This window comes from Pedobacter sp. HDW13 (assembly GCF_011303555.1).
GTDB lineage: Bacteria > Bacteroidota > Bacteroidia > Sphingobacteriales > Sphingobacteriaceae > Pedobacter.
In genome coordinates, this window is sequence record NZ_CP049868.1 from 3403528 (window position 1) to 3429455 (window position 25928).

Here is a 25928-nt window from a genome sequence, read left to right on the forward strand (position 1 = left end):
TCATAAAATGTACTTAAAATTTTAAACACATGAAACTGTTCATAAATAAAATAAAATGCCTTACGCTGCCCGGTATGGTGCTCCTTTTGGTACTCAGTTCCTGTAAAAAGGATTTTTTAAATAAAGAACCTTTAATTTCTACAGGGCCCGATAACCTTTTCCGTACAGCTGCCGATTTGCAAACCTATGCAAATGGCTTTTATCCCAAATTGGCACCCCAGTACACAGCCTTAGGTACTATAGCCAATACCAGTTTAGATGCCAATTCAGATGTAATGATCAGCCAAACTACGGTAACCGCAGGTTTAAACATGCTAACCTCAAACTCAGTTGCTCCCGAAACCAGCTCCATCTGGAATAATGGTTATACAGCCATCAGAAGCGATAACTATTTCCTTCATTATGCTTTGTTAAACGCACAGAAAAACGCTTCAACCAGACATTACATTGGCGAGGGCTATTTTTTCAGGGCCTGGGATTATTTTGCCTTGCTACGAAATTTTGGAGGCGTACCTATTGTTACTGATATTTTAAAGGAAACCGATGTCGCAGAACTTTATAAACCCCGTGCTTCGCGTTACGAAGTAGCCAGTCAGATTATTAAAGATCTCGATTCTGCTATTGCAAAACTCAATTGGAAAGGCGAAGCCGAGGGCGGAATAGCCGGGAGAATTACCAAAGATGCCGCATTGGTATTAAAAACCAGGGTGGCACTTTACGAAGGTACCTGGGAGCGTTACCATGGCCGAAAAAACTCGCCCTTTGCCATGCAGGGTAAAAACGGAGCAGAATTTCTGGCGATGGTTGAGCCTGCGGCGAATATGTTAATCAGTCGTTATGGCAGTAAAATATTTACCAATCAGGGCGATAGGTCATTAGCCTATAATCAGTTATTTGCCCAAAAGGATGCTGCGGCTACTGATGGCGTAATTCTTTATAAAGTTTACGATGCTTCCAAGCTTACAGAAAGCCATAATTTCTTTTGGAAGATTATAGATCTGGGGCCTTCCATTACCGATCACCTGGTAGATATGTACCTGAAAACCGATGGTAACCAGCAAGGTGCAACGAGCACGTTGAGCACATTAAGCAGCACCCTCGATCCCCGGTTTAAACAAACGGTTTGGACCTCAGACAGAGGGCCATTTAATAAACTGCCCGGCCGTGGTGGCGATGGTACACCTTTCCGGTATCCGCTTATTGCACCTGCAGGCTCCTACACCGAAGGCTTTACCTCTACCGGTTACCGGAATTTTAAAGGTGCCGTTTTTGCCCAGGAGTACAGAAAAGGAGAAACAGATGATGTGTTGATGCGTTACGAAGAATCTTTATTGGCCCTGGCAGAGGCTAAATCCATTTTAGGTACACTTAACCAGGCAGATTTGGATAAAACCGTAAACGTGATCAGAAGCAGGGTGGGAATGATTCCTATGACCATTAATGCAGGGGCCGGATTTGTATATCGCGAAGATCTGGGTTTTGATCTTAGCGAAACACCTTTGGTTAATGAAATCAGGAGAGAGCGCAGTGTAGAGTTTGCTCTCGAAGGGTTCAGGTTGGATGATTTAAAGAGGTGGGGTGTATTTGAAAAGGTGGTTAACGGTTATCAGCCCAAGGGTGCTTTATTGCAGGAGTTTTTAGATTATTATAACCGCACTCCGTCCCAGGTAGCCCTGGATATGGGAAGCGATGCTACAAAATATAGCCAGATCCGCGCTGATGGGTATACCCTGAATGAAACGGTGCTGAATTTAACCTCAGGCAGTAACGTAGATCGTTTTCCTGATGGGAGGATTAACCCCTTATTTAAAATAGCCGATTTCAGGCCGGGAGGCCGGGGGTTCTTTATTGAACCTGCAAGAGATTACCTCGCCGGGGTTCCGCTGCAGGAAATCAGGCTATACCAAACCAAGGGGGCTAAACTTGAGCAAAACCCTGGCTGGAGATAAGAAGATTTAATGATTACTATAAAATTCAAAATTATGAAACCTAATAAGTGGATAGTTATATTGCTGTTTATCTTTTCGATAAGTACAACAGCATGTTTAAAACCAAGAGTAGGGCTAGATGATACCGTTTGGGGCGATCAGGCCTATATTACCGGGGTGGTACTTTTTAAATATACTGCGGTAACCAATCAATTGGGGTATACCGATCCGGTGTCGGGGTACCAGAATACAGGTATTACCACACCAACGAATGTTATCGATAAAAATAATGCAATGATTACCATTGCGGCAGCCAAAGGAACCGATGTTACCAAAATGGGTATCAGGTTTACACATTTTGCCCAGAAAATAGAACCATTAGATGGCGCTCCGCCAGCGGGCGTAATCGCCGATTTTTCGAAAGGTAAATTTGTATATCGCGTAACATCGGCCAATGGTATTGTGCGCGATTGGACAATTATGATATCAGTAGCACCTTAATACGCTAATAGAAAAGGCTGAAACCTATACTGGGTTTGGCCTTTTCATAAAAATAATAAATTATTAACTATGGAAAAGATCAACAGAAGAAGCTTTATTAATGGCATAATGGTCACCGGTATTGTTTTGCAGATTCCCAATACCGTTTTGGGCATGTTTCCTTCAAAAGCGAAAATGGTTAAGGCCAGCCTCATTACCGATTTGCACCACGATATTATGCACGATGGTGCGGAGCGATTGGAAGCATTTTTAGTTCATGTTAAGAAAAATAAGCCCGACTTTATCATGCAAATGGGGGATTTTGCTTATCCCAACATTAAAAATAAGACGCTCATCGACCGTTTTAACCATGCACATGAAACAGCTTTGCATATAATTGGCAATCACGATACCGATGCCGGACATACCAAAGAACAGTGCCTGGAGTATTATAAAATGCCAGCCCGGTACTATACCAAAGAAATTAATGGTATTTGTTTCATTGTTTTAGATGGTAATGATAAAGGATCACCTACCCGTAAGAGTGGATACCCATCGTACATTAACGACGAACAGAGACAGTGGTTGCAGCAGCAATTAAAAACGATAAATAAACCCATTGTAGTAATGAGCCACCAGCCTTTGGCTGGCGAACTGGCAGTTGATAATGCTGCAGAAATACAAGAAATATTAAGTAGTGCTGCCGATAAGATTTTAGTAGCCATAAACGGGCATACCCATATCGATTGCCAGCTTTTAATTAAGAATATAAACTATGTACACCTTAATTCTGCTTCTTATTTCTGGGTAGGATCAAAGTACAAACACAACAGTTATTCCGAAGAAATTCATGAAAAGTACCCATGGATTTCCAGCACCTGTCCTTACCAGGATGCCTTATTTACCACTTTAACCATTAACCCTACATCCGCAACCATTCATATTGAGGGACGAAAAAGCAATTGGGTAGGTGCTTCGCCTGCACAGTTAAATTATGTTGAGCAAATTGCCCTTGCTCCAGACAAAGAAATTGTACCTTTTATCAGCAAAAGGAATATTCAGGTAACGCGTAAAGAAAAATAGCAAACGCTTAATTTTTTAGCCACAGATTTACAGATTAGCTATAGGGTGAGATTAAATCTGCTGGTCTGTGGCTTTAATTCGAATAGCCACTCCGATAGTTTACACCTAAGACCATGTAAGCTTTAGTTTTTCCGCTTTTAACCCCTTCCTTAAACTCCAAAACCCTGGACTTCCGACTTTCCGACCTCGGTCTTTTTCACCATCTTAGACATTTAAGGACATCCAAGCTCTTCGTTTTGGTCTCTCCGCTGTAGGCTTTAGCCTTAAATTCACCTTGTTCATTTTGATCTTACTGTAATTCTTATAAATTTGCTGTTACCAAATAAAACAAGTCAGAGCTAAAACTCCCTGGAGATCCATTTAATTTATACCCACTATCCTTATCTAACGGCTAATAATAAGTATGTTCAATAAAAACAACGGAGATGTTGCTGATGTTTTGCAACCTGAGGAGCTTTTTAAAAAGCTTTACCGGCGTTTATATGATTTTGCATATTACTTGTTAAAGGATAAAGAATTGGCAGAAGATGTAGCCCAGGATGCCTTTGTGGTTTATTTAGAACAACAGGAAAGTATAGCTGCCAATTTCAATGCAGTAAAATCATTTTTATACACTACCGTAAAAAACGCCTGTTTAAATAAAATACGGCATAACAATGTGGTCGATGTTTATAATAAAAACAATCCGTTGGATATTTATTCCGATCCACAGATATTGGAAGGTATTATCCATACCGAGATTATTGCCGAGATTTATGATCAGATTAATGCCCTTCCACTCGGATGCGCCATGGTAATCAGATATGGTTATTTAGAAGGATTAAGCAATAGCGAAATTGCCAAACTGATGAATATTAGCATCAACACGGTTAAAAGTCAGAAAAAACGCGCGTTATCTTTGATGAAAATACACCTCGGAAAAGCTGCAATGGCACTTTTTGCGGCTATGTATCTCCATCATTAATTTTTTTCAAATTATTTTCCATCCTTTTTTACTCTTCAGGTTTCTTAGTTGTATAGCCCATACAAACGATGAAAGAAGAAGCCTTTGAATTGTCAGCATTAATTTCCGGATACCTGCTTTGTACTCTAACCACCGAAGAGGAGGAACGATTGAAGTTGCTTTTGGCTGAAGATGAAGAAAGGTATGAGCTGCTTGAAACTTACCGTACTGCCGGCATCACAGCAGAGCGCCTGGCAAATATGGATGGTGTGGATGTAGATCAGGCCTGGCGTAAGGTTAACAACCGTTTTAACGGAACTAAAGTTGTTCAGCATAAAAACCGTTATGGCTGGCTTAAATATGCGGCCATTTTGATCGCAGTTATTGGAGTTTCTATTTTCTATTTCAATTTAAATAAACCCGATCCACGGATTATTCCCGATATAACCAAAACCTACAAAAACGATGTTTTACCGGGCACCCAAACGGCTAAGCTAATCCTTTCTGATGGTATCCAAATATCGCTAAACAAAGAAAAACAGGTAATTGACGATGAAAAAGGTACTACGATTATCAGCAACCTTGGCGAAATCAGTTACGGACAGTCCAAAACTAACGATCCCGCCAGCACAAAATACAACACTTTAATTGTACCCATGGCCGGAACTTACAAGGTAACCTTGCCTGATGGTTCAAAAGTAATGTTGAATGCCATGTCGGAACTGAAATTTCCGGTAAGCTTTGCAGGCAATGAGCGGTTAGTGAGTTTAAAAGGCGAAGCTTATTTCGAAGTGGCAAAAGATGCTACCCGTCCGTTTAAAGTTAAACTTAACGAATCGGATGTTGAAGTTTTAGGCACCCATTTTAACATTTCGGCATATAACCAAACGGCAAAAACCACACTTTTAGAAGGATCGATTAAGGTGAGTAATGGCAAAAGCAGCAATATCCTTATTCCGGGCAGGCAGGCACTGTCCGATCAGCAAAATATTGCAGTTTCAAAAGGCGATGTGGATAAAGCCGTGGCCTGGTGTAAAGGCGATTTTTATTTCAGTAATGATGCGTTGGAGCCTGTTTTGATTGAAATAAGCAGGTGGTACGATTTAAAACTTGTTTACAAAAGGAAATTGCCAGATATCCATATTGGCGGGCATGTGAGCAGAAAGGCTAAATTAAGCGAAGTACTGGATATGCTTAAAGATGTAAGTAACCTGTCTTTTGGTATAGAAGGCCGGAACCTGATTATCAATTAACCAAATATAAACCAAACTGAAAAAATATGATGTAAAAGCAGACAGGACCACGTATGTCTGAAAAATGAATACCGGAAGTGTACCACCACCTCCGGTAAGTAATTCAGGTACGAAAAAACAGTATTAAAACCGAACTTATTTCTCTAACCTAAATCAAACGAAAGTATGAATTTCTTTTGTCACAGACAAAATATTGCCCACCGGCAAGCAATTTCCGGTATACCAATAGTTATCAAAATTATGAAACTTGTTACCCTTTTAATTTTTGTACTTCAGATTGGCGTATTCGCCAACGGAAGGGCGCAACAGGTTAATATTTCAGTAAAAAACGCAGCGTTAAAAACCGTTTTTACTGAGTTAAATAAACAAACCAGTTACCGGTTTCTTTACAACGAAGAAACCATTCAAAAGGCTTTGCCAGTTACTTTTAAGGTAAGTAATGCCGATATCAATACCGCCTTAAGTAAAGCCCTGCAAGGCTCAGGTTTAGGGTTCAGGATTCACGGCGAAACCATCACCATTTTAGAAACGGCTAAAATAAATTCGGTTGCAGCAAAGGTATTAACTATTACCGGAACAGTAAAAGATACCTCGGGGCTTGCACTGCCAGGTGTTACGGTGCAGGTTAAAAATAAACCCACCATCGGTACTGCTACCGACGGAAACGGCTCATTTGTATTAAAAGGAGTGCCCGAAGGAGCAGTATTGATTTTTAGTTTGTTGAGCTACAAAAGCCAGGAACAGCCGCTAAATGGCCGTACGGTAATTAATGTACTGCTTAAAAACGACGAAGCTAACCTTAGTGATGTAGTGGTAGTTGGTTTTGGTAAGCAAAAAAAGAGCAGCCTGGTAAGTTCCGTTTCTTCGGTAAAGGGCGATGCACTACGCATACCCACCCGCAGCTTAACTAATGCCATTGCCGGCCAGGTACCCGGTATTATTGCCATTCAGCGATCGGGAGAACCGGGTTATGATAATGCCGAATTCTGGATCAGGGGAGTAAGTTCCTTTGCCGGCGGAACCAATCCGCTTGTGCTGGTTGATGGGATACCTCGCGCCATGACTGATATTGAACCAGATGAAATTGAAACCTTTAACGTATTGAAAGATGCTGCAGCCACAGCAGTATATGGGGCAGAAGGGGCTAATGGTGTAATTTTAATTACTTCAAAGCGCGGTGTGGTGCAAAAAACAAAAATTACCTACCGTGGCGAGTATACACAGAATAAACCCACCAGGCTCCCCGAGTTTATGGATTCTTACGATTACCTTTTTGCTTATAATGAAGCCTTGCGTAATGAGGATAGTCCGGTGTTTAAAACAGATGAGCAGCTGGCCTTGTATAAGAATGGTACAGACCCTGATTTATATCCGAATGCCAAGTTTCTGGATGTTATGCTCAGAGATAATACCTACAATACCCGCCATACTTTAAATTTCAGAGGTGGGGGCGATATTGCTAAGTTTTTTGTTTCGGGCGCTTACTATCAGGAAAACGGAATTTTTAATTCCAATCCCAATAATATTTATGATAATAATCTGGGGCTTAAGCGCTACAATCTGCGTAGCAATATTGATTTAAATGTTACCAAAACAACTGTATTGGGAGTAGATTTGAGCGGACAATACCTGTTAACAAACTATCCGGGTACAGGAACTGCAGCCATTTTTTCGCGGATGATGGGTGTGCCGGGTTATCTTTTTCCTGCCGTTTACTCAGATGGCACTATAGCCGGCCATCCGGGTATTCCAAGTTCCAACCGCTCTAACCCCTACAATTTGTTAATGGAATCGGGTTATGCTAAAGAATGGAGAACAAGTTTACAATCCAAATTATCTTTAGATCAAAAGTTAGATTTTATTACCAAAGGATTGAGCTTTAGAGGGATTGTTAGTTTTGATGCTACCATGAATTATTACATGAACAGACTAAAGTCGCCTAAACAGTTCAATGCAACCGCACGCGATGCCAATGGTAAGCTAATCTTTACTCAGGTTGGAAATCCTGAAACAACTTTGGGCGAGCCTGTAGAAACAAGTAATGGTCAGAAAAATATCTATTTAGAAAGTTCATTAAATTATAACCGTGTTTTCGCAAACGATCATACTGTTGGCGCTATGTTGTTAACTTACCAAAAAGAAGCACAGCAGCAAGGGGAGGCATTGGCCTTTAAAAAGCAGGCTTATGTGGGTAGGCTAACCTATAACTACGCCAACCGGTATTCTGTAGAAGGCAATTTCGGCGTAACCGGAAGTGAAACTTTTTCGCCCGGTAACCGTTTTGGTTTTTTTCCTGCAATAGGTGGGGCATGGTATGCCAGTAACGAACCTTTTTATCCTGAAGCGCTGCGTAAGGTAGTATCATCTTTAAAATTCAGGGCATCTGTTGGTAAAACAGGTAACGACAATACCGGCGGGGCAAGATTTCTTTACCGTGGTACCTATACCACTGGCACCACCGGCTATCCAATTGGAATTGGTGGTACAGGCTCTCTGAATGGTTTAAATGGTATTGTGGAGGGACGTTTTGAAGCACCCGATTTAACCTGGGAGATAGAAAATAAGAAGAATTACGGAGTAGATATTGAATTGTTTAAAGGTGCTGTAGATTTTTCTGTTGATTATTTCAATAACCTGCGCTCCAGTATTTTATTGCAACGCCGCACTGTTTCGGGCGTTACCGGCTTCAGGCAGTCGCCATGGCAAAATTTCGGTTCGGTATCCAACAAAGGGATGGACGGATCAGTTAACATTAAACAAAATATTGGCGGTTTGAAATTAACGGCGCGGGGTAACTTAACTATTGCCAAAAACAAAATACTCGAGATTGATGAACTACCACAACCTTATCCCTGGATGAACCAAACCGGGACAAGCATTGGTGAGTGGAACCTGTATACAGCTGATGGTTTATATGCCGATAACGATTTTACACTCGTTACCGATGCCGCAGGGAAACGTACCTACACTTTAAAACCAGGGCTACCTGTAAGCACACTGGGTGGTGTAGTTAGGCCCGGCGATATTAAATACAAGGATTTAAACGGTGACGGGAAGATCGATAATTTTGACCGGAGCTATTATACAGGCAGTAATCCTGCTAATCCGGGCATTGTGTACGGTTTTGGGCTCAATGCCGAGTATAAGGGTTTTTACGGCAGTATCTTTTTTCAGGGTGTGGGGCGTACCTCAACCGTATTTGGTCAATTTGCGGGCGGTAACTTTTTTCCATTTGCATTTGGCGTCGAAGAGTCAAATTTAAGAGCAGAAGCCGCTAACAGGTGGACTGAGGCTAATCCAAGTCAGGATGTGATGTATCCGAGGTTGCACTCCAATAGTTTTGCAAACAATCAGGTAGCCAGCACCTGGTGGCTGAGAGATGCCAGTTTTATTCGTTTAAAAAATATTGAACTGGGTTATCGTTTCCCTAAAAAAATGCTGCGGAAAATTGGTTTCGAAACCGGCAGGATATACTTAATGGGTAATAATTTAGCCGTTTGGGATAACATTAAAATGTGGGATCCTGAGATCGGGAATGCCAATGAAGGCCTAAATTACCCCATTCCGCGTTCGTACACCATTGGCATTGAGTTTAATTTATAATATCCAAAGAAGAAGAATGATGAAATCAAAAATATATAAAGCCTTGTTGCTGTGCTGCATGATCATAAGTCTAGGTTCGTGCAGTAAAAACTATTTAAATGTATCCGATGAGCTTGCAGGTCAGCTTACACTCGACCAGATTTTTTCTACACCGGCCAATGCACGTGCTTTCCACCGCAATATTTTTGCAGGTATTGGCACTTCATCGGCAATGGTTTTTCAGTTATCTACTACAGCCGTTAGGGGGGTAGATAATCCCTGGCCAGCTTTTACCGATGAAAACAGAAACCAGCAAGGTGCTTTCAGGGTAGAACCGCCTGCAGGTTTTAATGCTTCAAATGCACCATTTAGCCGTTGGGATTTATACCTGTATATCCGCCAGGCCAATGTTTTTATGGCCAATGCTAAGGTTATACCTCGTGTTGGTGGCACTTCGTCGGGTGGCACTGTTGCCGATGCTATCGAGGAGCCTGAATTTAAAAAGTTAATGGCACAGGCCAGGTTTCTAAGGGCGTATTATCATTATTTGTTGTTCGAACTATATGGGCCAATTCCGATTATGGATAAGACTGTTAACCCTAATGATGCCGATTTGGATTTTGAGCGCAATAGTGTGGATGAAGTGGTAAATTATGTAACCAAAGAGATGGATGCCGTAGCTCCCGATCTTGATGAATATATTCCCTTAACCGATATCAATAATCTCGCTCTGCCGACCAAAGGTGTTGCCCTTGCTATAAAGGCCAAAATACTGGTTATGGCTGCCAGTCCACTGTACAATGGTGGTTTTGCTGAAGCAATGGCATTAACCAATAAGAGTGGTAAGAAGTTGTTCCCGGCAAAAGATGATAACAAATGGCAAAAAGCGGTTAATGCACTTCAGGATTTTATTAATTTCTCGGTCGGTAAATATGATTTGTACCGCGAATTTACTGCAGGAGTATTAGATCCCGATAAATCTATTTATCAGTTGTTTCAGGCTATGAACAGTGAAGTAATCTGGGCAAGTGGTAACGAAGCCTACGGCAGCATTTCTTCGGGAGATGGTATGGTACGCCGGGCAACCCCACGTAGCCAGGGTGGTTATGGAAATGTTGGCACTACACAGGAATTGGTGGATGCCTTCTTTATGAAAAACGGTAAATCCATTAACGATTCAGGATCGGGTTATAGCGAGGTAGGTTTTTCCACTGTAACCGAGGTGCCTGCAGGAAGATCTGAAGCAGGGACTTTTAACATGTATGTAAACCGCGAGCCCCGTTTTTATGCTTCTATTGTTTATCATGGAAAAAGATGGCCTGTAACCAACGCACTGATTAAGTTTACCAAGGGAAATGGTAACGATATTGCTTCTAACTATTCGATTACCGGTTACAACATGTACAAACGCTTAAACAGAACAGTAAGCCAGTCGGTAACCACGGCACCGAAAAGCTTTTACCGCCCTTCTTTTATCTTTCGCTTAGCGGAATTTTACCTTTTATATGCCGAGGCATTAAATGAAGTTAATCCTGCCGATCCTAAAATTGCCCAGTACGTAGATTTGGTACGCGAACGTGCAGGTATTCCCAAATGGAGCGTAAGTAATCCGGCTATTATTGGCAATCAGGCTTTGCAACGTGAGGCAATCAGAAAGGAAAGCCGGGTTGAGCTTTGTTTTGAAGGTCAGCGATATTTTGATGTGCGCAGGTGGATGATTGCCGAGAATGCTTCGGGACAGGGCGCACAGGGAGGTCCTTTTTACGGTATGAACGTAGGAGCCGAAACCGATGCTGAATTTCTAAAACGCACACAGTACGAAACCAGGGTATTTACCCGTGCATATTATTTATGGCCTATTCCATTAGCAGAAATCCAGAAAAGTACCAAGCTGGTACAGAATCCCGGATGGTAAACTGGCTAAGTTTAGCAGCCCGGTATTAAAAAAGTTTTAAAAATATGCGCTCTTTAAAAGCAGCAGCTTAATTGCTGTTGCTTTTATGCATAAATTTATGAGCTCAATTGAGTTTACCCCACACAACCAACAACACAAATGAAAAAGACAATTTTTATTATTTCTTTGCTTTTCTCGCAGGCCTATGCCCAGAAAAGCATCGTTAGTATTTCGCCCGGCGATAACCAAAGTACCATCATTAACAAGGCGGCTAACGTAACACCATCGGCACGCCAGCTGCGCTGGCAGATGCTCGAGTTAACTGCTTTTTTTCACTTTGGTATCAATACCTTTACCGATAGGGAATGGGGCGATGGAAAAGAAAATATTGCTGCTTTTGATCCTGCACAACTCAATGCAGAGCAATGGGTTAAAGCCATTAAAGATGCGGGCTTTAAACAGGCCATTATTACCGCCAAACATCATGATGGTTTTTGTTTATGGCCAAGTAAATTTACAGCGCACAGTATAAAAAATACCCCTTACAAGCAGGGTAAGGGCGATATTGTAAAAGAAGTAGCTGAAGCTTGTAGAAAATACAATATTGGCTTTGGGGTCTATTTATCGCCCTGGGACCGCAATAATGCTTCGTACGGAACAGATGCCTACAATACTTATTTCGTAAACCAGTTAACCGAACTACTTACTCAATATGGTAAAGTAGATGAAGTTTGGTTTGATGGTGCAAATGGCGAAGGGCCTAACGGCAAAAAGCAGGTTTACAATTTTAATAGCTGGTACACCTTAATCAGGAAATTGCAGCCACAGGCGGTTATTGCAGTGCAGGGGCCCGATGTACGCTGGGTAGGTACCGAAACAGGTGTTGGGCGCGAAACTGAATGGAGTGTGCTACCTATGGGAGAGCAGAGTCAGGAGAAGATAGCCGCATTATCTCAAAAAGATGTAAATGTAATTCCGACCTTAACGGGGTCTTACAAAGATCAGGATCGTGGTAGCCGCAGTAAGCTGGTGAATGCAACAGGTTTGGTGTGGTATCCGGCCGAAACCGATGTGAGCATTCGTCCGGGATGGTTTTACCATAGCAACGAAGATGCTAAGGTTAAAACACCGGGGAAGTTAATGGACATTTATTTTACATCGGTAGGTAGAAACGGGGTTTTACTTTTAAATATTCCGCCAAATACCCAGGGGCTTATAGCCGAAAGCGACGTTAAAAACCTGGCTGCCTTTGGCCGGAAAATGAAAAACACCTTTACCAATAATATTGCTGAGTCGGCAACGATCACCTCGGCATCAGGCAAAGACCTAAAAGCCATGTTTGATGGTAAATTAAATACTTATTTTACAACAACTGGTAAGGATAGCTCAACTACCATCGAATTAAACTGGACAAAAAATACAACCTTTAATGTACTCTCGCTACAGGAAAATATTGCCGTGGGGCAGCGTATAGAAAAGTTTGAAGCCGAATATTTTGATGGTACCGAATGGAAGAATTTTGCATCGGGTACTACAGTAGGCTACAAACGCTTGTTAAAATTTAATGCAGTTACCGCTAAACGGGTAAGGTTTAAAATATTGGCTTCGAGGTTAAACCCAACATTGGCCGAATTTGGCTTGTACCTTTTGGATGAGAAAGAATAGGATAAGCTTTTAAAGGTAAAACATAGTTGGGAGGACAGTTGTATTGCAGCTGTCCTCTTTTATTAGTACCCTGTACGCATAATAATTGTATAGTAAAAACTATCGAAACAATAACTCGCTTATCGCTTCGATGTTGTTTCTTAATTTTTCCTGCTCTTCGTCTGTAAGTTTGCCAATCATTTGTTTTACCTGTTGATTGGAGGCCGCGTTGAGGTTATTAAAAACAGTATTACCTGTTGGGGTTAGTGCTAATAAACTCATTCTTGCATCCGCGCTCGAGGCACTTTTGGATATAAGTCCGTTTGTTTCAAAGCGTTTTAGTACTTTACTCAGATAGCCCTTGTCGATATCAATTTGTAGGATGATATCAGAAGCACTAATGGGCATATTGGCATGTATTTCGTACAGTATCCTAGCTTCGGCTAAGGAGTAACCGCTGGCCAGTAAATGGCTGTCGAGAAGGCCAATTAGTTTGGTATAGTTGCGGTTAAACGATCTGATGGTCTGAATAATCGATGTTTTGTTTTTCATAAATTATTTTTGATTACTCGGTTATTATTAAATCGTAACGTCTTTCCCTGATGGCTTTTCCGAAATGGTCTGATGATTTTTCTGCTGTCATTTGAAATCCAAACCGCTCGTATAATGCAGTTGCTGTATGCTGGTCTTCTGTTGTCCAAAGGTAAGCATGCTTAATATTTTTTTGCTGCACAAAACGGATAAACTCATGCATTAAAAATTTACCCAAACCAATACTGCGATATGCTGGGGCTAATATAAAATAACGGAACTGTAACTGTTCTTCACGGTGTTGGGCAACCAGACAGCCAATTATTTTCCCCTTATGTTCACAGATCCATACTTTATCCTTGTCGGCATGATAAGACAGGGCAAATTCTTTCAGGCTTTCTAATACATAGGCCTCAAATTTCAGTCCGTAGTTACATTCTTTGGCGTATAAATCTCCATGAATATAAGCGATATACCCCAAATCGCCCGGGGCAAGGTTGTTTCTGATTTGAATATCTGATAGTTTAATTTGTTCCATGTTGCAATTATATAGTTGACATATTCAACTATGTGCAAAGTAAAATAATTTTGTTGAATTAGTCAACTAATAAATAGAATTATCCTTTTTATTAAGTGTGTATTGAGCAATTTTAACTATTGTTTTTTAGAACGGGTAGTTAGTATGTGACTTACTATATGTTTTTTTTAAAAAATGTTTTATGTTTGTTACATCTAGTCTGCTCATGTTATAAATAAAAACCTATATAAATTTAACTATGGCAGAAATGTTGCCTGACGATAATGAGCTATTAGTTTCATTTGATGAAATATTTAAACTTTATTATCCTCGATTGTGTGATTTTGCTGCCCGCATGCTGGGAGATTATACCGATGAGGTAGAAGATGTGGTGCAGGATACTTTTGTAATATTTCACAAGCAAATGAGCCAGGTTTCTACCCATCCTATTGCCGTTAAAAATTACCTCTATACCTCCGTTAAATATGCCTGTTTTAAAAAGCATAGGCACAATAAAATTATTCGCAAATACCAGGAAACGTTAAAAGTTGATGAGCCTGAACAAGCTTTTACGTTGGATGCGATTATCCATGCCGAAATTATTGGCGAAATACACAGGACGCTTAAAACATTGCCACCCGGTTGTGCCGAAGTATTTAAGCTGGGGTATTTTGATGAGCTTTCCAATCAGGAAATTGCTGAGCGCTTAAATATCAGTATCAATACCGTTAAAAGCCAAAAGAAAAGGGCGCTCGATCTGCTCAGGACTAAACTTAAGCCAGAGGCACTTGCATTACTGCTTCCGTTTTTATTAAGATAATTTTCTGTCTGATTATCAGTTGTTTGCATTTTTTTTATTTTTTCTTCCATCCTTATTTGCCGGTTAAGTCTCTTTACCTGCAAAACCAAAAACAAAGTAGATGAACAACCTGTACCCGTTTGAGATCGCGAGATTAATAGAGGGCCATTTAAATCAGAAACTAACCGCTGAAGAAGAGGCAAAGTTTCAGGATTTACTGGTTACCGATTTACGCGTTAAAAGGTTGTTGGATGAGTACAGGAATTCGGGAGATTTAAACAAGCGCTTAAATTTTTTAGATGGTTTGGATTTAGATGCCGCCTTACTTAAAGTAAAACACAAGGCAAATGCTGCAGCGCGAAAGCCAGCCATAATAAAGCTCATTTTAAAATATGCTGCAGTTTTAATATTAACCGGGGCTGGTATTTTCTGGTATTATCAGGTTAATCTTCCAAAGCAGCCAGGTTTATCTCAAACCGTACTGGTAGCCCAGGACAGCAAGAATAAAGTTACGCTTACCTTATCTGATGGCAGAAGGATCGATCTTGAACAACAAGGTGTAATGGTAAAAGAAACCAATGGTACAGCTATTACCATAAATCAGGATGCGATTACCTACCCTAAAAACCAGTCGATAAGCCCAGTAGGAAACAATGTGCTCAATGTGCCAACCGGAAAAATTTTTAAAGTTAAACTGGCCGATGGTACTGTTGTATGGTTAAACAACCAGTCTGAATTAACCTTTCCTGTATCATTCGTTAAAAGCCATAATCGTATTGTATCGTTAAAAGGTGAGGCCTATTTTGAGGTAGCACACAACGCTTCAAGTCCTTTTAAAGTAAGGGTAAATGGTACCGAAATCAAGGTGCTCGGTACCAGGTTTAATGTTAATGCATTTCAGCAAAAAACAGTGTCGGCTACATTGTTCGAGGGATCGGTAAAGATGGCAACAAATGGCACCGTACGTTTGCTTAAACCAGGAGAACAGGCAATAGCAAATGGAGGGGACATTAAGCTGAATCGTGCCAATTTAGAAAAGGTGCTCTCCTGGAAGAACGGTTACTTCTACTTTAAAGAAGATGGAATTGAAACCATTTTAGCGCAACTTGCCAGGTGGTATAACATAAAGGTAGTATATGCACAAAATAATAACCCGGAATTACATTATAGCGGAAAAATATCAAGGGCTGAAAAATTGGAAGATGTGTTGAAAATACTAGCAGATATTACCGGAATGAAATTTAAAAGAAATGGTAATACGCTCTCAGTTGATAATTAAAAATAATTTACCAACAAATTAATAACCGCTGCCTATGATAAAATAAAATCTACGTTTGCTTACAAACACAAATGAACCTAAAAAAAATAAACCGGGAGTAATCCACTACTTCCGGTTTTGTAAGGTCCGATTTGTATTAGAGTATCACCTAACCAAATATTAACCAAACATTACTAAAGTATGAAATATCTGTTTTATGTCCAAGAACATGAAAGAAAATCGCTTTGCCCAATATTTATTCAGAGTATCAGGATTATGAAGCTAACCACAATATTATTTTTTTTGTTTTCGCTCGGGGTGCATGCCAGTGGGCGCGCGCAACAAATTACATTAACACTTAAAAATACCAGCTTAAAGGTCGTTTTTCAGGAAGTTGAGAAACAAACGAGTTACGCGTTTTTGTACAACGATGAACTTTTATTAAAAGTTAAACCCGTTACCCTGCAGGTAAAAAATGCTTCAATTGAAGAAGTTTTAAACCTTGCCTTTATGGGCAAACCATTATCATATAAACTGCGCAATAAAACTATCACCATTGTAGAAAAAAAGAACGAGGAGGTGGTTAATGTGGCCGATTTCTCTTTAAACGGAGAGGTTGTTGATGAGGCCGGAAAGCCAGTTCCGGGGTAAATGTGAAGCTGGAAAATTCGAATAATGGAGCCTCTACAGATTTTAACGGAAAGTTCTCATTAAAGAATGTAAAAGTAAATGATGTCCTGATTGTATCGGGAGTAGGATATGTTACTCAAAGAATAATAGTGAATAAAGAGGGCGATCTAAAAATTACTTTACTGGAAGATAGTAAAGGTTTGGATGAGCTTGTAGTAGTTGGACAGGGTGTGCAGAAAAAGGCCAGCGTAATCGGATCAATATCTTCAGTATCTACAAAAGAATTGAAACAAAGTCCGGTAGCCAACCTGAGTAATGCCCTGGCAGGAAGATTGCCCGGACTAATTTCGATTCAGCGTAACGGCAGGCAGGGAAGCGATGGGGCAACCTTATTGATTAGAGGTGTAGCCACATTAAATGGTACGAGCCCCATGGTTGTAGTTGATGGGGTAGAAGGGCGTACCCTTTCGGATATAGAACCCAGTGACGTAGAAAGTGTGAGTATTCTTAAAGATGCAACTGCTACAGCAATTTATGGGATAAGAGGAGCAAATGGTGTAGTACTGATTACCAGTAGAAGAGGTTCTGCAGCCAAAGCTCCATCCATTAGCTTTACCAGCCAGTATGGTTTGCAAGAACCAACCAGAATACCCGAAGTAGTAAATTCATTTGAATATGCTACATTAATTAATCAGGCCAATAAAAATAATGGAACGCCGCTTACCTACAGTGCGGCCCAACTGGAAGGATACAGAACACATTCGGATCCCTTCTTATACCCTGACAATGATTTTGCTAAAATTTTATTAAGAAAATCATCGGTGATGACGAGACAGAACCTGACGGTTACTGGCGGTTCGAACTTTGCCAGGTTCTTTGTTTCTGCGGGTTACTTATCGCAGGCAGGTATTTATAACAAATTTGAAACTCCTTATCCTTCAGATCAGGTGTTTAAAAGGTATAATTTCCGTGGTAATGTGGATGTTGATGTAACCAAAACCACGCTGTTAAGGTTAGATTTATCGGGCAGTTTCGGCTCTGTAAATAGGCCCAGATATGAGAACGAACCATTTTTTGCCGTAGTTCGTTTTGCTCCGAATATCTATCCGATTAAAAACCCAGATGGCACATGGGGATCGGCAGTTTCACTTACCAACAACCCGGTTGCGGAACTTTCTGATAACGGCTACGTTGTATCTTACACCGGCCGCTCGCAGGGTACTTTTGCCATCACACAAAAGCTGGATGTACTAACCAAGGGCCTGTCGGCAACGGCTTCGCTTTCCTACGATGCCAATTACTTTCAGGATCAAACCCGGTCTAAAAACTATGATGCTTTTCAGTATAATGCAAATGGTACTTATACTAGAACCAGAACAGGGTCTAAGCTTGGCGCCGTGAGCGGTGCCTATGGCTTAAGCCGTTTTGCTACTTATAGGGCAATACTGGCATATGACAGGGCTTTTGGCAATCATGCGCTAACAAGTTCTGCTATTTACACCCAGCAGAAATCTTATAGCAATGTAGATATTCCTGCTGCCCTACAGGGATTATCAGGAAGAACAACCTACAATTACCGGAACAAATATTTTGCTGAAGCCACTTATGCTTATAATGGCTCAGAAAATTTTGCTAAGGGCAAACGTTTTGGGTTTTTTCCGGCCGGAGCGGTTGGATGGATTGCCACTGAAGAGGAATTCTTTAAAGAAAAGCTCAAATTTATTTCGTTTTTAAAGTTAAAGGCATCGTACGGGGTAGTCGGTAATGATCAGATCGGTGGTAGCCGTTTCTTATTCAATAGCTATTTTGCTGATGCCAGTGGAGGTTCTTTTGGAAACCCTCCGGCAGGTACTCCCGGATTGGCTGAATCCTTTTTAGGGAATGAAAATATTACCTGGGAACGGGGATATAAGAAAAACATCGCCTTTGAAAGTAAATTCTTTAATAACCTCATTACTTTTAATGTTGATCTCTACCGTGAAGACCGAAAACAGATTCTGGTAAATTCATTAGTACCACAGCTGGCAGGTTTACCTAATTCACCTCCTATTAACAAAGGACAGGTAAAAAACCAGGGATTTGAGGTTGAGTTAGGTATCCGTAAGAATTTCAATAACTTTTTGATAAACATTAAAGGAAATATTGGTTTTAACCGTAGTAAAGTAATTGATAATAATGAAGCTACACCAGTTTACGCTTATCAATCGGGCAAAGGAAAACGTGTAGGCCAGCCATTAGGCCTAATTTCCGAGGGCTTTTTTGCAAGCAGTCAGGAAATTGCAGCCAGCCCCCTACAAACTTATACCAGTAAAATAGTGCCAGGCGATTTAAAATATCTGGACTACAATGGAGATGGGGTGGTTAATGATTTTGATCGTGTGGCTATTGGTTATTCTACCGTTCCTGAAATGCAATACGGAGCTATGTTTGATCTGAGCTACAAAAACTTCGATTTAAGCGTGCTTTTCCAGGGCTCTGCTCATTCGAGTGTTTATTTCGATCAGTTTGGTTATGTTCCATTTGACAGGCAGGGAACAGCGCTTAAGGACCATTTGAACAGCTGGACGCCAGAGAACGCTGCAACTGCTACTTATCCAAGGATTGATATTGGTGCTAATGCCAATAATACCCGGCTTTCCACCTTTACCCAGCAGAATGGCAATTACATGAGATTAAAAAATGCAGAAATTGGTTATTCTTTTTCGCAGAGCCTGTTAAGAAGGGTTGGTTTGAAAAGGGTACGGATATTTGCCAACGGACAAAACCTGGCTACCTGGTCTAAAATTAAACTCGTAGATCCAGAATATGGCAGCGGAAGCATTGGGACTACCTATCCGCAGCAGAAGGTATATAATTTTGGCCTAAACCTCGATTTCTAGAATTTTAACTTACAGCGTCATGAAAAAAATAATCATCATAACGGTTTTAATACTGAGCTGCACAACTTTTTATTCGTGCAATAAAGATTTCTTAAACCTTGCCCCCAATGAAAATATTACTGAAGAGCAGGTTTTCAGTACAATGATTCAAACGGAGAATTTTACCAATAATATTTATACCGGACTTCCGGCGCCATTTACCCGTACAGGCGATGGGAATACCCCTCTTGATTGTCTTAGCGATGAAGGAGCACCAACTTTCTTTCAAAATGGTCGTGCTTTTAATGGTGGTGGGTATGGCCCAACCAACATTACGAGCTTTATAGGTAACATCTGGTTAAATTCATTCCGGAATATCAGGAAAGTGAATATCCTTTTAGAGAAACTTCCGGCGGTGCCAGCTACCGGGCCTGAAGAAGAAGAAACCAGAAAAAGGCTACGTGGCGAGGCATTGTTTTTACGTGCATTTTATTATTTTGATATCATTAAGGTCTTCGGAAGGTTTCCTATCGTAGCTAAACGATTGGCAGTAGATCAGGAATTCCAGATTCCGAGAAATAACTATGATGAGTGTGTGGCTTTTATACAAAAAGATCTGGAAGATGCCGTTCAATTACTACCGGCTAGCTATCCGGCCAATCAGTTGGGAAGAGCAAATAAGGCCATGTGTATGGCGCTAAAATCAAGGCTTTTATTGTATGCCGCAAGTCCGTTGAACACTGCAGATAACGCTGCAAAATGGCAGGCTGCAGCCAAGGCGGCCAAGGATGTAATAGACCTGAACCAGTTTTCTTTGTACAATGCCAATGCCAACAAAGCCGAAAATTACAAAAGCGTATTTAATATTTTTGCTAACCAGGAAGTAATCTGGTTTATTAATATTGGCAATGGAAAAACATATGAACAACTCTATTATCCGATAGGGAGCAATGGTTGGGGAAATGTAACGCCTACGCAAAACATGGTAGATGAGTACCAGATGGCCAACGGGAAGGACATTACCGACCCAACCTCGGGCTATGACCCTGCTAAGCCTTATCTGAACAGAGAGCCACGTTTTTATGCCACCGTATGGTACAATGGTAGTGTAGTAAGAGGGCTTGCGGTACAAACTTATCCAGGCGGAAGAGATGCAATTAACGGCGGTAATAATAATACCAAAACAGGTTACTACTTACGCAAATACTGTGATGAAACAGTGAATCTGTCTTCAGGTCCGGGCAGGCAAATGATGAGTATCTGGTTTAGGCTGGGCGAGCTTTACCTGAATTACGCCGAGGCCAGCAACGAGGCTAATGCTGCTCCTGCAGCCGATCCATTAATCTATACTTATATTAATCTGATTAGAAACAGAGCTGGTTTACCTGATCTTCAGCCAGGATTGTCAAAAACACAAATGCGAGCGGCAGTCAGACATGAAAGACGAGTTGAACTTGCTTTTGAAGAACACCGCTTTTTTGATGACAGAAGATGGAAACTAACTTTTGGAGGAGAGATTAAAGGAATAGTTTGGGCTGATGCAGCGGGTTCGACCTATAATTTAGTCACCGCAGAAAACCGGCCTTTTAACGAAAAAATGTGGTATATGCCCATTCCTCAGTCTGAAATAGATATTACCAAAATGCAACAAAATCCAGGCTGGCAGTAAGCATAGCCTAAACGATGCATAAATAACCTTTGATGATCCGGGATTTGATTGAATATTTTTTCAAATCCCGGATTCGTTTTTTGTAATCATACCGCATGACAATGGAATTGAACGCCGTAGAATAATGGGTATATTTGTGCAGGATGCAAATTGAAAGTTACGATATACTACCGGCACTGAAACCCTATGTTAGCCAGATTTGTACCATGGATTGCGATGGGGGATTGGATAGGGATGATATCCGCGTATTACCCGATACCCGTGTAGAGATTTTTATCAATTATACGTCGTCCCCGGTTGCCATAATCGATAATGAACTGTATAAAGGTAGTATCGTTAATTTTAGGATGAACAAGCCGGTTGATGTGCAAATGAGGAAAGGAGAAGGTTGTATGGCTGTTTGTTTTCAACCAGGTATGGCTTATCGATTCTTCAAAATTCCACTCCATTTATTATCGAATAGTACTACACCATTGGCCGAGCTTTGGGAAAAGAAGGCTGCCATGCTGGAAGCATTAATGGCCGATGGCGGCACCCATAACCGCAGGGTGGCTTTATTGCAGCAGTATTTGTTGCAAGAGTTGCGCAAAGCTGAAGATAATCTGGCGATCGAATATTGCCTTCAACAGATTCAATTATCCAAAGGCTTAATCTCTTTAGCTGCCCTTACCAGTCATATTGGTTTTAGCCAGCGCCATCTATCCAGGCAGTTTCAGCAATATGTAGGTTTATCGCCGCGCGATTACCTGAGGGTTTCCAGATTTATTTATTCACTCGAGCGCCTAAAGAGTAATCCTACGCGTTCTCTTACTCGTGTGGCTTACCAGAGTGGTTATTACGATCAGGCTCACTTTATTCGTGATTATAAGCAATACACTGGTTTTACACCTGGTGAAGTATTGCGAAGCAAAAATATTTTATAAAAAGATCTTTCACCATTTTTTGTCCGTTCTGTACAATTATACAAAACAAGTCTTAGCCATATTTGTATCTTAAACACAACACCACATGAGAAAGTTAATATTGGGCTTAGCCATTAGCCTGGATGGTTATATTGAAGGAACAAAAGGCGAATACGATTGGTGTTTCACCGATCAGGATTATGGTCTTAAAGTGTTTTTCGACCGGATAGATGCCATGTTTATTGGTAGAAAAAGTTACGAGGTGATGCAGCAGCACGAAAACAGCAGCGATGCTGCAATCCCTGGTATGCCGGTACTCACCGAGTATGTATTTTCTAAAACATTAACCTCGGTAAAAGCAGGTGCAGTGCTCATCGCTAATGATGCGGTAGCAGAAGCACAAAGAATAAAATCGGAACAAGGTAAAGATATCTGGTTGTTTGGGGGGGCTTCGCTAAGCGACGCCATGATGAAAGCAGGGTTGGTTGATGAGTTATGGTTATCGGTACATCCAATTTTATTAGGAGATGGAAAACCGCTGTTTCGCGGGCACAGCAATCGCATAAGCCTTAACCTGCTCGAGAGCAAAACTTACGAAACCGGGCTGGTATCTTTGCGGTACAAGGTGATTAATGTTTAAGCCTTAAGTTGTTTTACCTCCTTAGACGTATAAGAAGAGTAAAACTGATTGCTTTATATTTTACCATATGAGGCATTTAAGTGAGCAGGCTTGTATGAAACTTATTTGATTTATATGGTTCAATAAAAATAACCGTTGATTCTTTTACCACCTTAGACATATAAGAACATTAAAGCAGATAGGTTTATAGTTTTACCTGCAACACAGCTGACCGACTTTGAAAATTCAGACTGGGTAACCCCTTTTTTAAACGGTAATAGCCAAATGCACCGAGGGCTATAAGCAGTAAGAAAATATTTTCATCGAGTGGGCAGGTAGTGATATAATTTTGAATTAAAACCCCGCAAGAGCTACCCACAATGCACTGGCGGTAATTATCGGGTGTAGGGTTATTTATGCAGGTAGATGTTGTGGTAGAGGGCGAACCATTGTAAACATCAACAGTGTAGCCATTACAACTAGAAGTAGTACCTGCGGGCGAAGTATAAACAACAGTACCATAAGTGCCACCTCCGTAGTATATGACACAGCCATTTTGAGCATGAGATATAGATGGATAAACAACTAAGCAGATTACAAACAACAACACAATCTTCGCCATAGCAAAGCCACGGCACAACCTTAAGTTCATAATAATATTTTTTAGACGACTATTAATTTGCTGAGCCTAAAATTGAGACTCAATCTTCAAAAATAGTTCATTTCATCATCGCTATAACGCGGTTTTGATCTAAATCAACAACTATAAATACTTTGTCAGGCTGGTTAACTAAGGTCGGCTGCTTTTTATAATAATTTTTTAATCCTGTTTACACCAACCATCCTCGGTTTTTTGTTTTTAACCCAACTTAGGCAATTATTCCCCCTATTTAGGACGATTTTTATCCCAGAGTAAACTGCTTACACCGTAAATTTGAAGATGACATAACCAAACGGTATGCATTAGGATGAACAACACCTGACCAAATGAATATGAAAAAGAACCTTAAAATAAGCATGCGCTCCATTTCTGAGCTTCTGGTTTATGCCTGTTTTGTTAAATTTTAACATCCCTGTAAATGATAAAAAAGATAAAATTAGCTTTAGTACTAACAATCGTTGGATTGTTGCAGGTTCAGATCGCCACTGCACAAGATGAGTTTGATATCGTCAGGAAGAATATTGTAAACAACCTGAAAGCACAAGCTAAAACTACAACAGAAGCCATAGCTACTCTGCAGCAAAATCAGCAAGCCGATGGCAGCTGGGCAGATATTCAGTATACCGATGATAGAATCACCCTGTGGACACCCATCAGGCATTTGCACCAAATAAAAGAATACTGTATCGCCATTAATAAGGGCTATAACCGTAAGCTCGACGAAAGGATTGTTGCCGGCTTAAACTATTGGTTAAAAGCAGCCCCTAAGAGCAAAAACTGGTGGTATAACGATATTGCTACACCGCAGGCACTTGGCGAAATACTGATGCTGATTGATGAAGCTAAGGTTAGTTATCCAAAAACAACCAAAGATGCCCTGCTAGAATCGATGAAAAGGGGCGATCCCTATAAGCAAACCGGTGCTAATAAGCTCGATATTGCCATGCACTACCTGTACAGGGCCTGTGCGGCAAAAGATGCTGTGCTGATGGATGCCGCAGTCAATCAGTTATTTGCTCCCATTGAGTTCTCCAGTCAGGAAGGTTTGCAAACCGATTATTCCTACTTTCAGCATGGTAAACAACTGTATCTGGCGGGTTATGGTGCTGTGTTTTTAACAGGCGAGTATAAAGCGGCGGCAGCCGTAATGAATACCAGGTTTGCCTTAAGTAAAGAAAAGCAAAACCTCCTTTATAGTTATTTAACCGAAACCTTTTTACGTGCCATAAGGGGGCGCTACAGCGATTTTAGCATAGAAGGGAGAAGCATTTCGCGGCCTAACATGCTGGATAAGAAAAATGCAGTTTTAGATGGCTATGCCGAAAATACAGCTGCCATGCTTGCACTGGCAAAAAATATAGACCCATCAGGTGCCAGGGCCATTGATGCAGCTATAGCACGCATAGAAGAGCGTCAACCGCCTGCTCTTGGCGTTAGCCCTTACCACAAACAGTTTTACAGGGCCGATTATACCATGCACCAGCGTAAAGCATATAGCTTTAACATTCGGGCCGTTTCTGTTAGAACCAGGCGTACAGAGAGTGGTAATGGCGAAAATATTTTTGGCAGGTTTCTGGCTGATGGGTCGACTAATATTCAGCGTACGGGAAGCGAATATTTCAATATCATGCCCCTTTGGGAGTGGGATAAATTGCCCGGAATAACCTGTCGAGATTACTTAACAGATCAGCCTGCAGTTGTAGAATGGGGCGAAAAAGGCAATATGGATTTTGTGGGTGGGGTTAGCGATGGAAAATACGGTTGCACGGTTTATGATATGGATTATAACCAGGTTGCAGCGAAGAAAGCGTGGTTCCTTTTTGATCGCGAAATAGTTTGTTTAGGTACTGGCATTAATAGCACCGAAGCCGAAAATATTACTACCACGCTTAACCAATGCTGGCTGAAAGGAAAAGTAGGCTTAGCCAAAAACAAATGGTTATTAACCGATACGGAAAAACTGGATAATCCGGCCTGGGTTTGGCACGATAGCATTGGCTACTGTTTTTTACAGAATACCAGAGCTGTAGTAAGCGCTGCAATGCAAAAAGGTAGCTGGAAACGCATTAACAAAGGCTATAGCGATGAAGAAGTAAACGGGAAAGTGTTTAAACTATTTATCGATCATGGTGTAAAACCTGCAAATGCAAGCTATGCTTATTGTGTGTTACCCAATGTTGCCTTACAGGAAATGAACAGCATAGTTACTTCAAATATTAAAGTGCTGGCCAATAATAACCAGGTGCAGGCTGTAGCCAATAATGCTTTGCAAATGCTGCAGGTTTGCTTTTATCAGCCTCAAAGCCTTAGCTATAAACAACTGAAAGTAACGGTCGATCAACCCTGTCTGGTGCTTGTAAAAGAAATGAATGCCAGTACGCCCGAAATATGGCTTGCAGACCCCTCACAAAAACTAACTGAGCTTACGGTTACCGTTCAGGTTAACAATAAACCTGTAACCAGGCACATAACATTGCCAGATGGCGAAAGCAGGGGTAAAAGCTTGAAGGTTAGTTTTTAGATTAGGATACCTTAAAGCAGCCACGGACTCACAGATTAGCACGGAGGTTTTTTGCATCATCCTCACTAATGAAGCAATGAATAGCCTTCAAGGGCTAATATTGCGTAATAAGCAGCTAATATAGTTGAAAAGAAATATCCGGAAATAATTGAAGTT

19 protein-coding genes are annotated in these 25928 nt (G+C 40.9%); 16 read left to right on the forward strand and 3 right to left on the reverse strand.

Annotated features, from left to right (window positions below):
• The first annotated feature begins 29 nt into the window (after window positions 1-29).
• From G7074_RS14435 to G7074_RS14470, 8 genes are all read left to right on the forward strand, one after another.
• The gene (locus G7074_RS14435; protein WP_166209053.1) at window positions 30-1949 is read left to right on the forward strand and encodes a RagB/SusD family nutrient uptake outer membrane protein; all 1920 of its coding nucleotides are present in this window, start codon (window positions 30-32) and stop codon (window positions 1947-1949) included.
• Between the two features lie 33 nt (window positions 1950-1982).
• A complete protein-coding gene (locus tag G7074_RS14440; protein ID WP_166209056.1) occupies window positions 1983-2429 on the forward strand; it encodes a hypothetical protein in 447 nt (148 codons plus the stop codon).
• Between the two features lie 69 nt (window positions 2430-2498).
• Entirely contained in the window at window positions 2499-3491 is a 993-nt protein-coding gene (locus G7074_RS14445; RefSeq protein ID WP_166209059.1) for a metallophosphoesterase, read from the forward strand.
• Window positions 3492-3894: 403 nt separating this feature from the next.
• Window positions 3895-4455, forward strand: a complete 561-nt coding sequence (locus G7074_RS14450; protein WP_124558429.1) for an RNA polymerase sigma-70 factor — start codon at window positions 3895-3897, stop codon at window positions 4453-4455.
• Window positions 4456-4523: 68 nt separating this feature from the next.
• Window positions 4524-5687 (forward strand): FecR family protein, encoded by a 1164-nt coding sequence (locus G7074_RS14455; RefSeq protein ID WP_124558430.1) that lies wholly within the window; start codon window positions 4524-4526, stop codon window positions 5685-5687.
• Between the two features lie 240 nt (window positions 5688-5927).
• A complete protein-coding gene (locus G7074_RS14460) occupies window positions 5928-9290 on the forward strand; it encodes a TonB-dependent receptor (RefSeq protein WP_166209062.1) in 3363 nt (1120 codons plus the stop codon).
• 58 nt (window positions 9291-9348) lie between these two features.
• Entirely contained in the window at window positions 9349-11184 is a 1836-nt protein-coding gene (locus G7074_RS14465; protein WP_124558432.1) for a RagB/SusD family nutrient uptake outer membrane protein, read from the forward strand.
• A 138-nt stretch (window positions 11185-11322) separates the two neighbouring features.
• Entirely contained in the window at window positions 11323-12828 is a 1506-nt protein-coding gene (locus tag G7074_RS14470; RefSeq protein WP_166209065.1) for an alpha-L-fucosidase, read from the forward strand.
• A gap of 99 nt (window positions 12829-12927) precedes the next feature.
• On the opposite strand, the gene G7074_RS14475 is transcribed toward G7074_RS14470, so the two are convergent.
• Both G7074_RS14475 and G7074_RS14480 read right to left on the reverse strand, forming a co-directional pair.
• On the reverse strand, window positions 12928-13359 hold the full coding sequence (locus tag G7074_RS14475) for a MarR family winged helix-turn-helix transcriptional regulator (protein ID WP_166209067.1): 432 nt from the start codon (window positions 13357-13359) through the stop codon (window positions 12928-12930).
• A gap of 13 nt (window positions 13360-13372) precedes the next feature.
• Complete coding sequence (locus G7074_RS14480) at window positions 13373-13876, reverse strand: GNAT family N-acetyltransferase (RefSeq protein ID WP_166209070.1); 504 nt, start codon at window positions 13874-13876, stop codon at window positions 13373-13375.
• A gap of 238 nt (window positions 13877-14114) precedes the next feature.
• Here G7074_RS14480 and G7074_RS14485 point away from each other — a divergent pair, with 238 nt between their 5' ends.
• The 7 genes from G7074_RS14485 (at window position 14115) to G7074_RS14515 (ending at window position 22611) form a co-directional block, all read left to right on the forward strand.
• Entirely contained in the window at window positions 14115-14675 is a 561-nt protein-coding gene (locus G7074_RS14485; RefSeq protein ID WP_166209073.1) for an RNA polymerase sigma-70 factor, read from the forward strand.
• Window positions 14676-14775: 100 nt separating this feature from the next.
• Window positions 14776-15933, forward strand: coding sequence for a FecR family protein (locus G7074_RS14490; protein WP_166209076.1), 1158 nt, complete (start codon window positions 14776-14778; stop codon window positions 15931-15933).
• Between the two features lie 255 nt (window positions 15934-16188).
• Window positions 16189-16563 carry an STN domain-containing protein gene (locus G7074_RS14495; RefSeq protein ID WP_166209079.1) on the forward strand — a complete coding sequence of 125 codons (375 nt, stop codon included), beginning with the start codon at window positions 16189-16191 and terminating at the stop codon, window positions 16561-16563.
• A 2-nt stretch (window positions 16564-16565) separates the two neighbouring features.
• Window positions 16566-19421, forward strand: a complete 2856-nt coding sequence (locus G7074_RS14500; protein WP_166209081.1) for a TonB-dependent receptor — start codon at window positions 16566-16568, stop codon at window positions 19419-19421.
• A gap of 19 nt (window positions 19422-19440) precedes the next feature.
• Complete coding sequence (locus tag G7074_RS14505; protein WP_166209083.1) at window positions 19441-21069, forward strand: RagB/SusD family nutrient uptake outer membrane protein; 1629 nt, start codon at window positions 19441-19443, stop codon at window positions 21067-21069.
• 143 nt (window positions 21070-21212) lie between these two features.
• Window positions 21213-21992, forward strand: coding sequence for a helix-turn-helix domain-containing protein (locus G7074_RS14510; RefSeq protein ID WP_166209084.1), 780 nt, complete (start codon window positions 21213-21215; stop codon window positions 21990-21992).
• A gap of 85 nt (window positions 21993-22077) precedes the next feature.
• On the forward strand, window positions 22078-22611 hold the full coding sequence (locus G7074_RS14515; protein WP_166209086.1) for a dihydrofolate reductase family protein: 534 nt from the start codon (window positions 22078-22080) through the stop codon (window positions 22609-22611).
• A 184-nt stretch (window positions 22612-22795) separates the two neighbouring features.
• Here G7074_RS14515 and G7074_RS14520 read toward each other — a convergent pair whose 3' ends face one another.
• Window positions 22796-23242: a hypothetical protein gene (locus tag G7074_RS14520; RefSeq protein ID WP_166209088.1), complete on the reverse strand. Its 447-nt coding sequence runs from the start codon at window positions 23240-23242 to the stop codon at window positions 22796-22798.
• A gap of 427 nt (window positions 23243-23669) precedes the next feature.
• Here G7074_RS14520 and G7074_RS14525 point away from each other — a divergent pair, with 427 nt between their 5' ends.
• Window positions 23670-25772, forward strand: coding sequence for a polysaccharide lyase 8 family protein (locus tag G7074_RS14525; RefSeq protein WP_166209090.1), 2103 nt, complete (start codon window positions 23670-23672; stop codon window positions 25770-25772).
• Window positions 25773-25928: the final 156 nt, after the last annotated feature.

What these genes read in the sequence shown, in the direction of transcription:
- G7074_RS14510 (WP_166209084.1), top strand. Translation starts at nt 21,213, where the DNA reads ATGCAAATTGAAAGTTACGATATACTACCGGCACTGAAACCCTATGTT.
- G7074_RS14520 (WP_166209088.1), bottom strand. Translation starts at nt 23,242, where the DNA reads ATGAACTTAAGGTTGTGCCGTGGCTTTGCTATGGCGAAGATTGTGTTG.
- G7074_RS14480 (WP_166209070.1), bottom strand. Translation starts at nt 13,876, where the DNA reads ATGGAACAAATTAAACTATCAGATATTCAAATCAGAAACAACCTTGCC.
- G7074_RS14490 (WP_166209076.1), top strand. Translation starts at nt 14,776, where the DNA reads ATGAACAACCTGTACCCGTTTGAGATCGCGAGATTAATAGAGGGCCAT.
- G7074_RS14435 (WP_166209053.1), top strand. Translation starts at nt 30, where the DNA reads ATGAAACTGTTCATAAATAAAATAAAATGCCTTACGCTGCCCGGTATG.
- G7074_RS14525 (WP_166209090.1), top strand. Translation starts at nt 23,670, where the DNA reads ATGATAAAAAAGATAAAATTAGCTTTAGTACTAACAATCGTTGGATTG.
- G7074_RS14450 (WP_124558429.1), top strand. Translation starts at nt 3,895, where the DNA reads ATGTTCAATAAAAACAACGGAGATGTTGCTGATGTTTTGCAACCTGAG.
- G7074_RS14445 (WP_166209059.1), top strand. Translation starts at nt 2,499, where the DNA reads ATGGAAAAGATCAACAGAAGAAGCTTTATTAATGGCATAATGGTCACC.
- G7074_RS14465 (WP_124558432.1), top strand. Translation starts at nt 9,349, where the DNA reads ATGATCATAAGTCTAGGTTCGTGCAGTAAAAACTATTTAAATGTATCC.
- G7074_RS14505 (WP_166209083.1), top strand. Translation starts at nt 19,441, where the DNA reads ATGAAAAAAATAATCATCATAACGGTTTTAATACTGAGCTGCACAACT.
- G7074_RS14485 (WP_166209073.1), top strand. Translation starts at nt 14,115, where the DNA reads ATGGCAGAAATGTTGCCTGACGATAATGAGCTATTAGTTTCATTTGAT.
- G7074_RS14455 (WP_124558430.1), top strand. Translation starts at nt 4,524, where the DNA reads ATGAAAGAAGAAGCCTTTGAATTGTCAGCATTAATTTCCGGATACCTG.
- G7074_RS14470 (WP_166209065.1), top strand. Translation starts at nt 11,323, where the DNA reads ATGAAAAAGACAATTTTTATTATTTCTTTGCTTTTCTCGCAGGCCTAT.
- G7074_RS14495 (WP_166209079.1), top strand. Translation starts at nt 16,189, where the DNA reads ATGAAGCTAACCACAATATTATTTTTTTTGTTTTCGCTCGGGGTGCAT.
- G7074_RS14440 (WP_166209056.1), top strand. Translation starts at nt 1,983, where the DNA reads ATGAAACCTAATAAGTGGATAGTTATATTGCTGTTTATCTTTTCGATA.
- G7074_RS14475 (WP_166209067.1), bottom strand. Translation starts at nt 13,359, where the DNA reads ATGAAAAACAAAACATCGATTATTCAGACCATCAGATCGTTTAACCGC.
- G7074_RS14460 (WP_166209062.1), top strand. Translation starts at nt 5,928, where the DNA reads ATGAAACTTGTTACCCTTTTAATTTTTGTACTTCAGATTGGCGTATTC.
- G7074_RS14515 (WP_166209086.1), top strand. Translation starts at nt 22,078, where the DNA reads ATGAGAAAGTTAATATTGGGCTTAGCCATTAGCCTGGATGGTTATATT.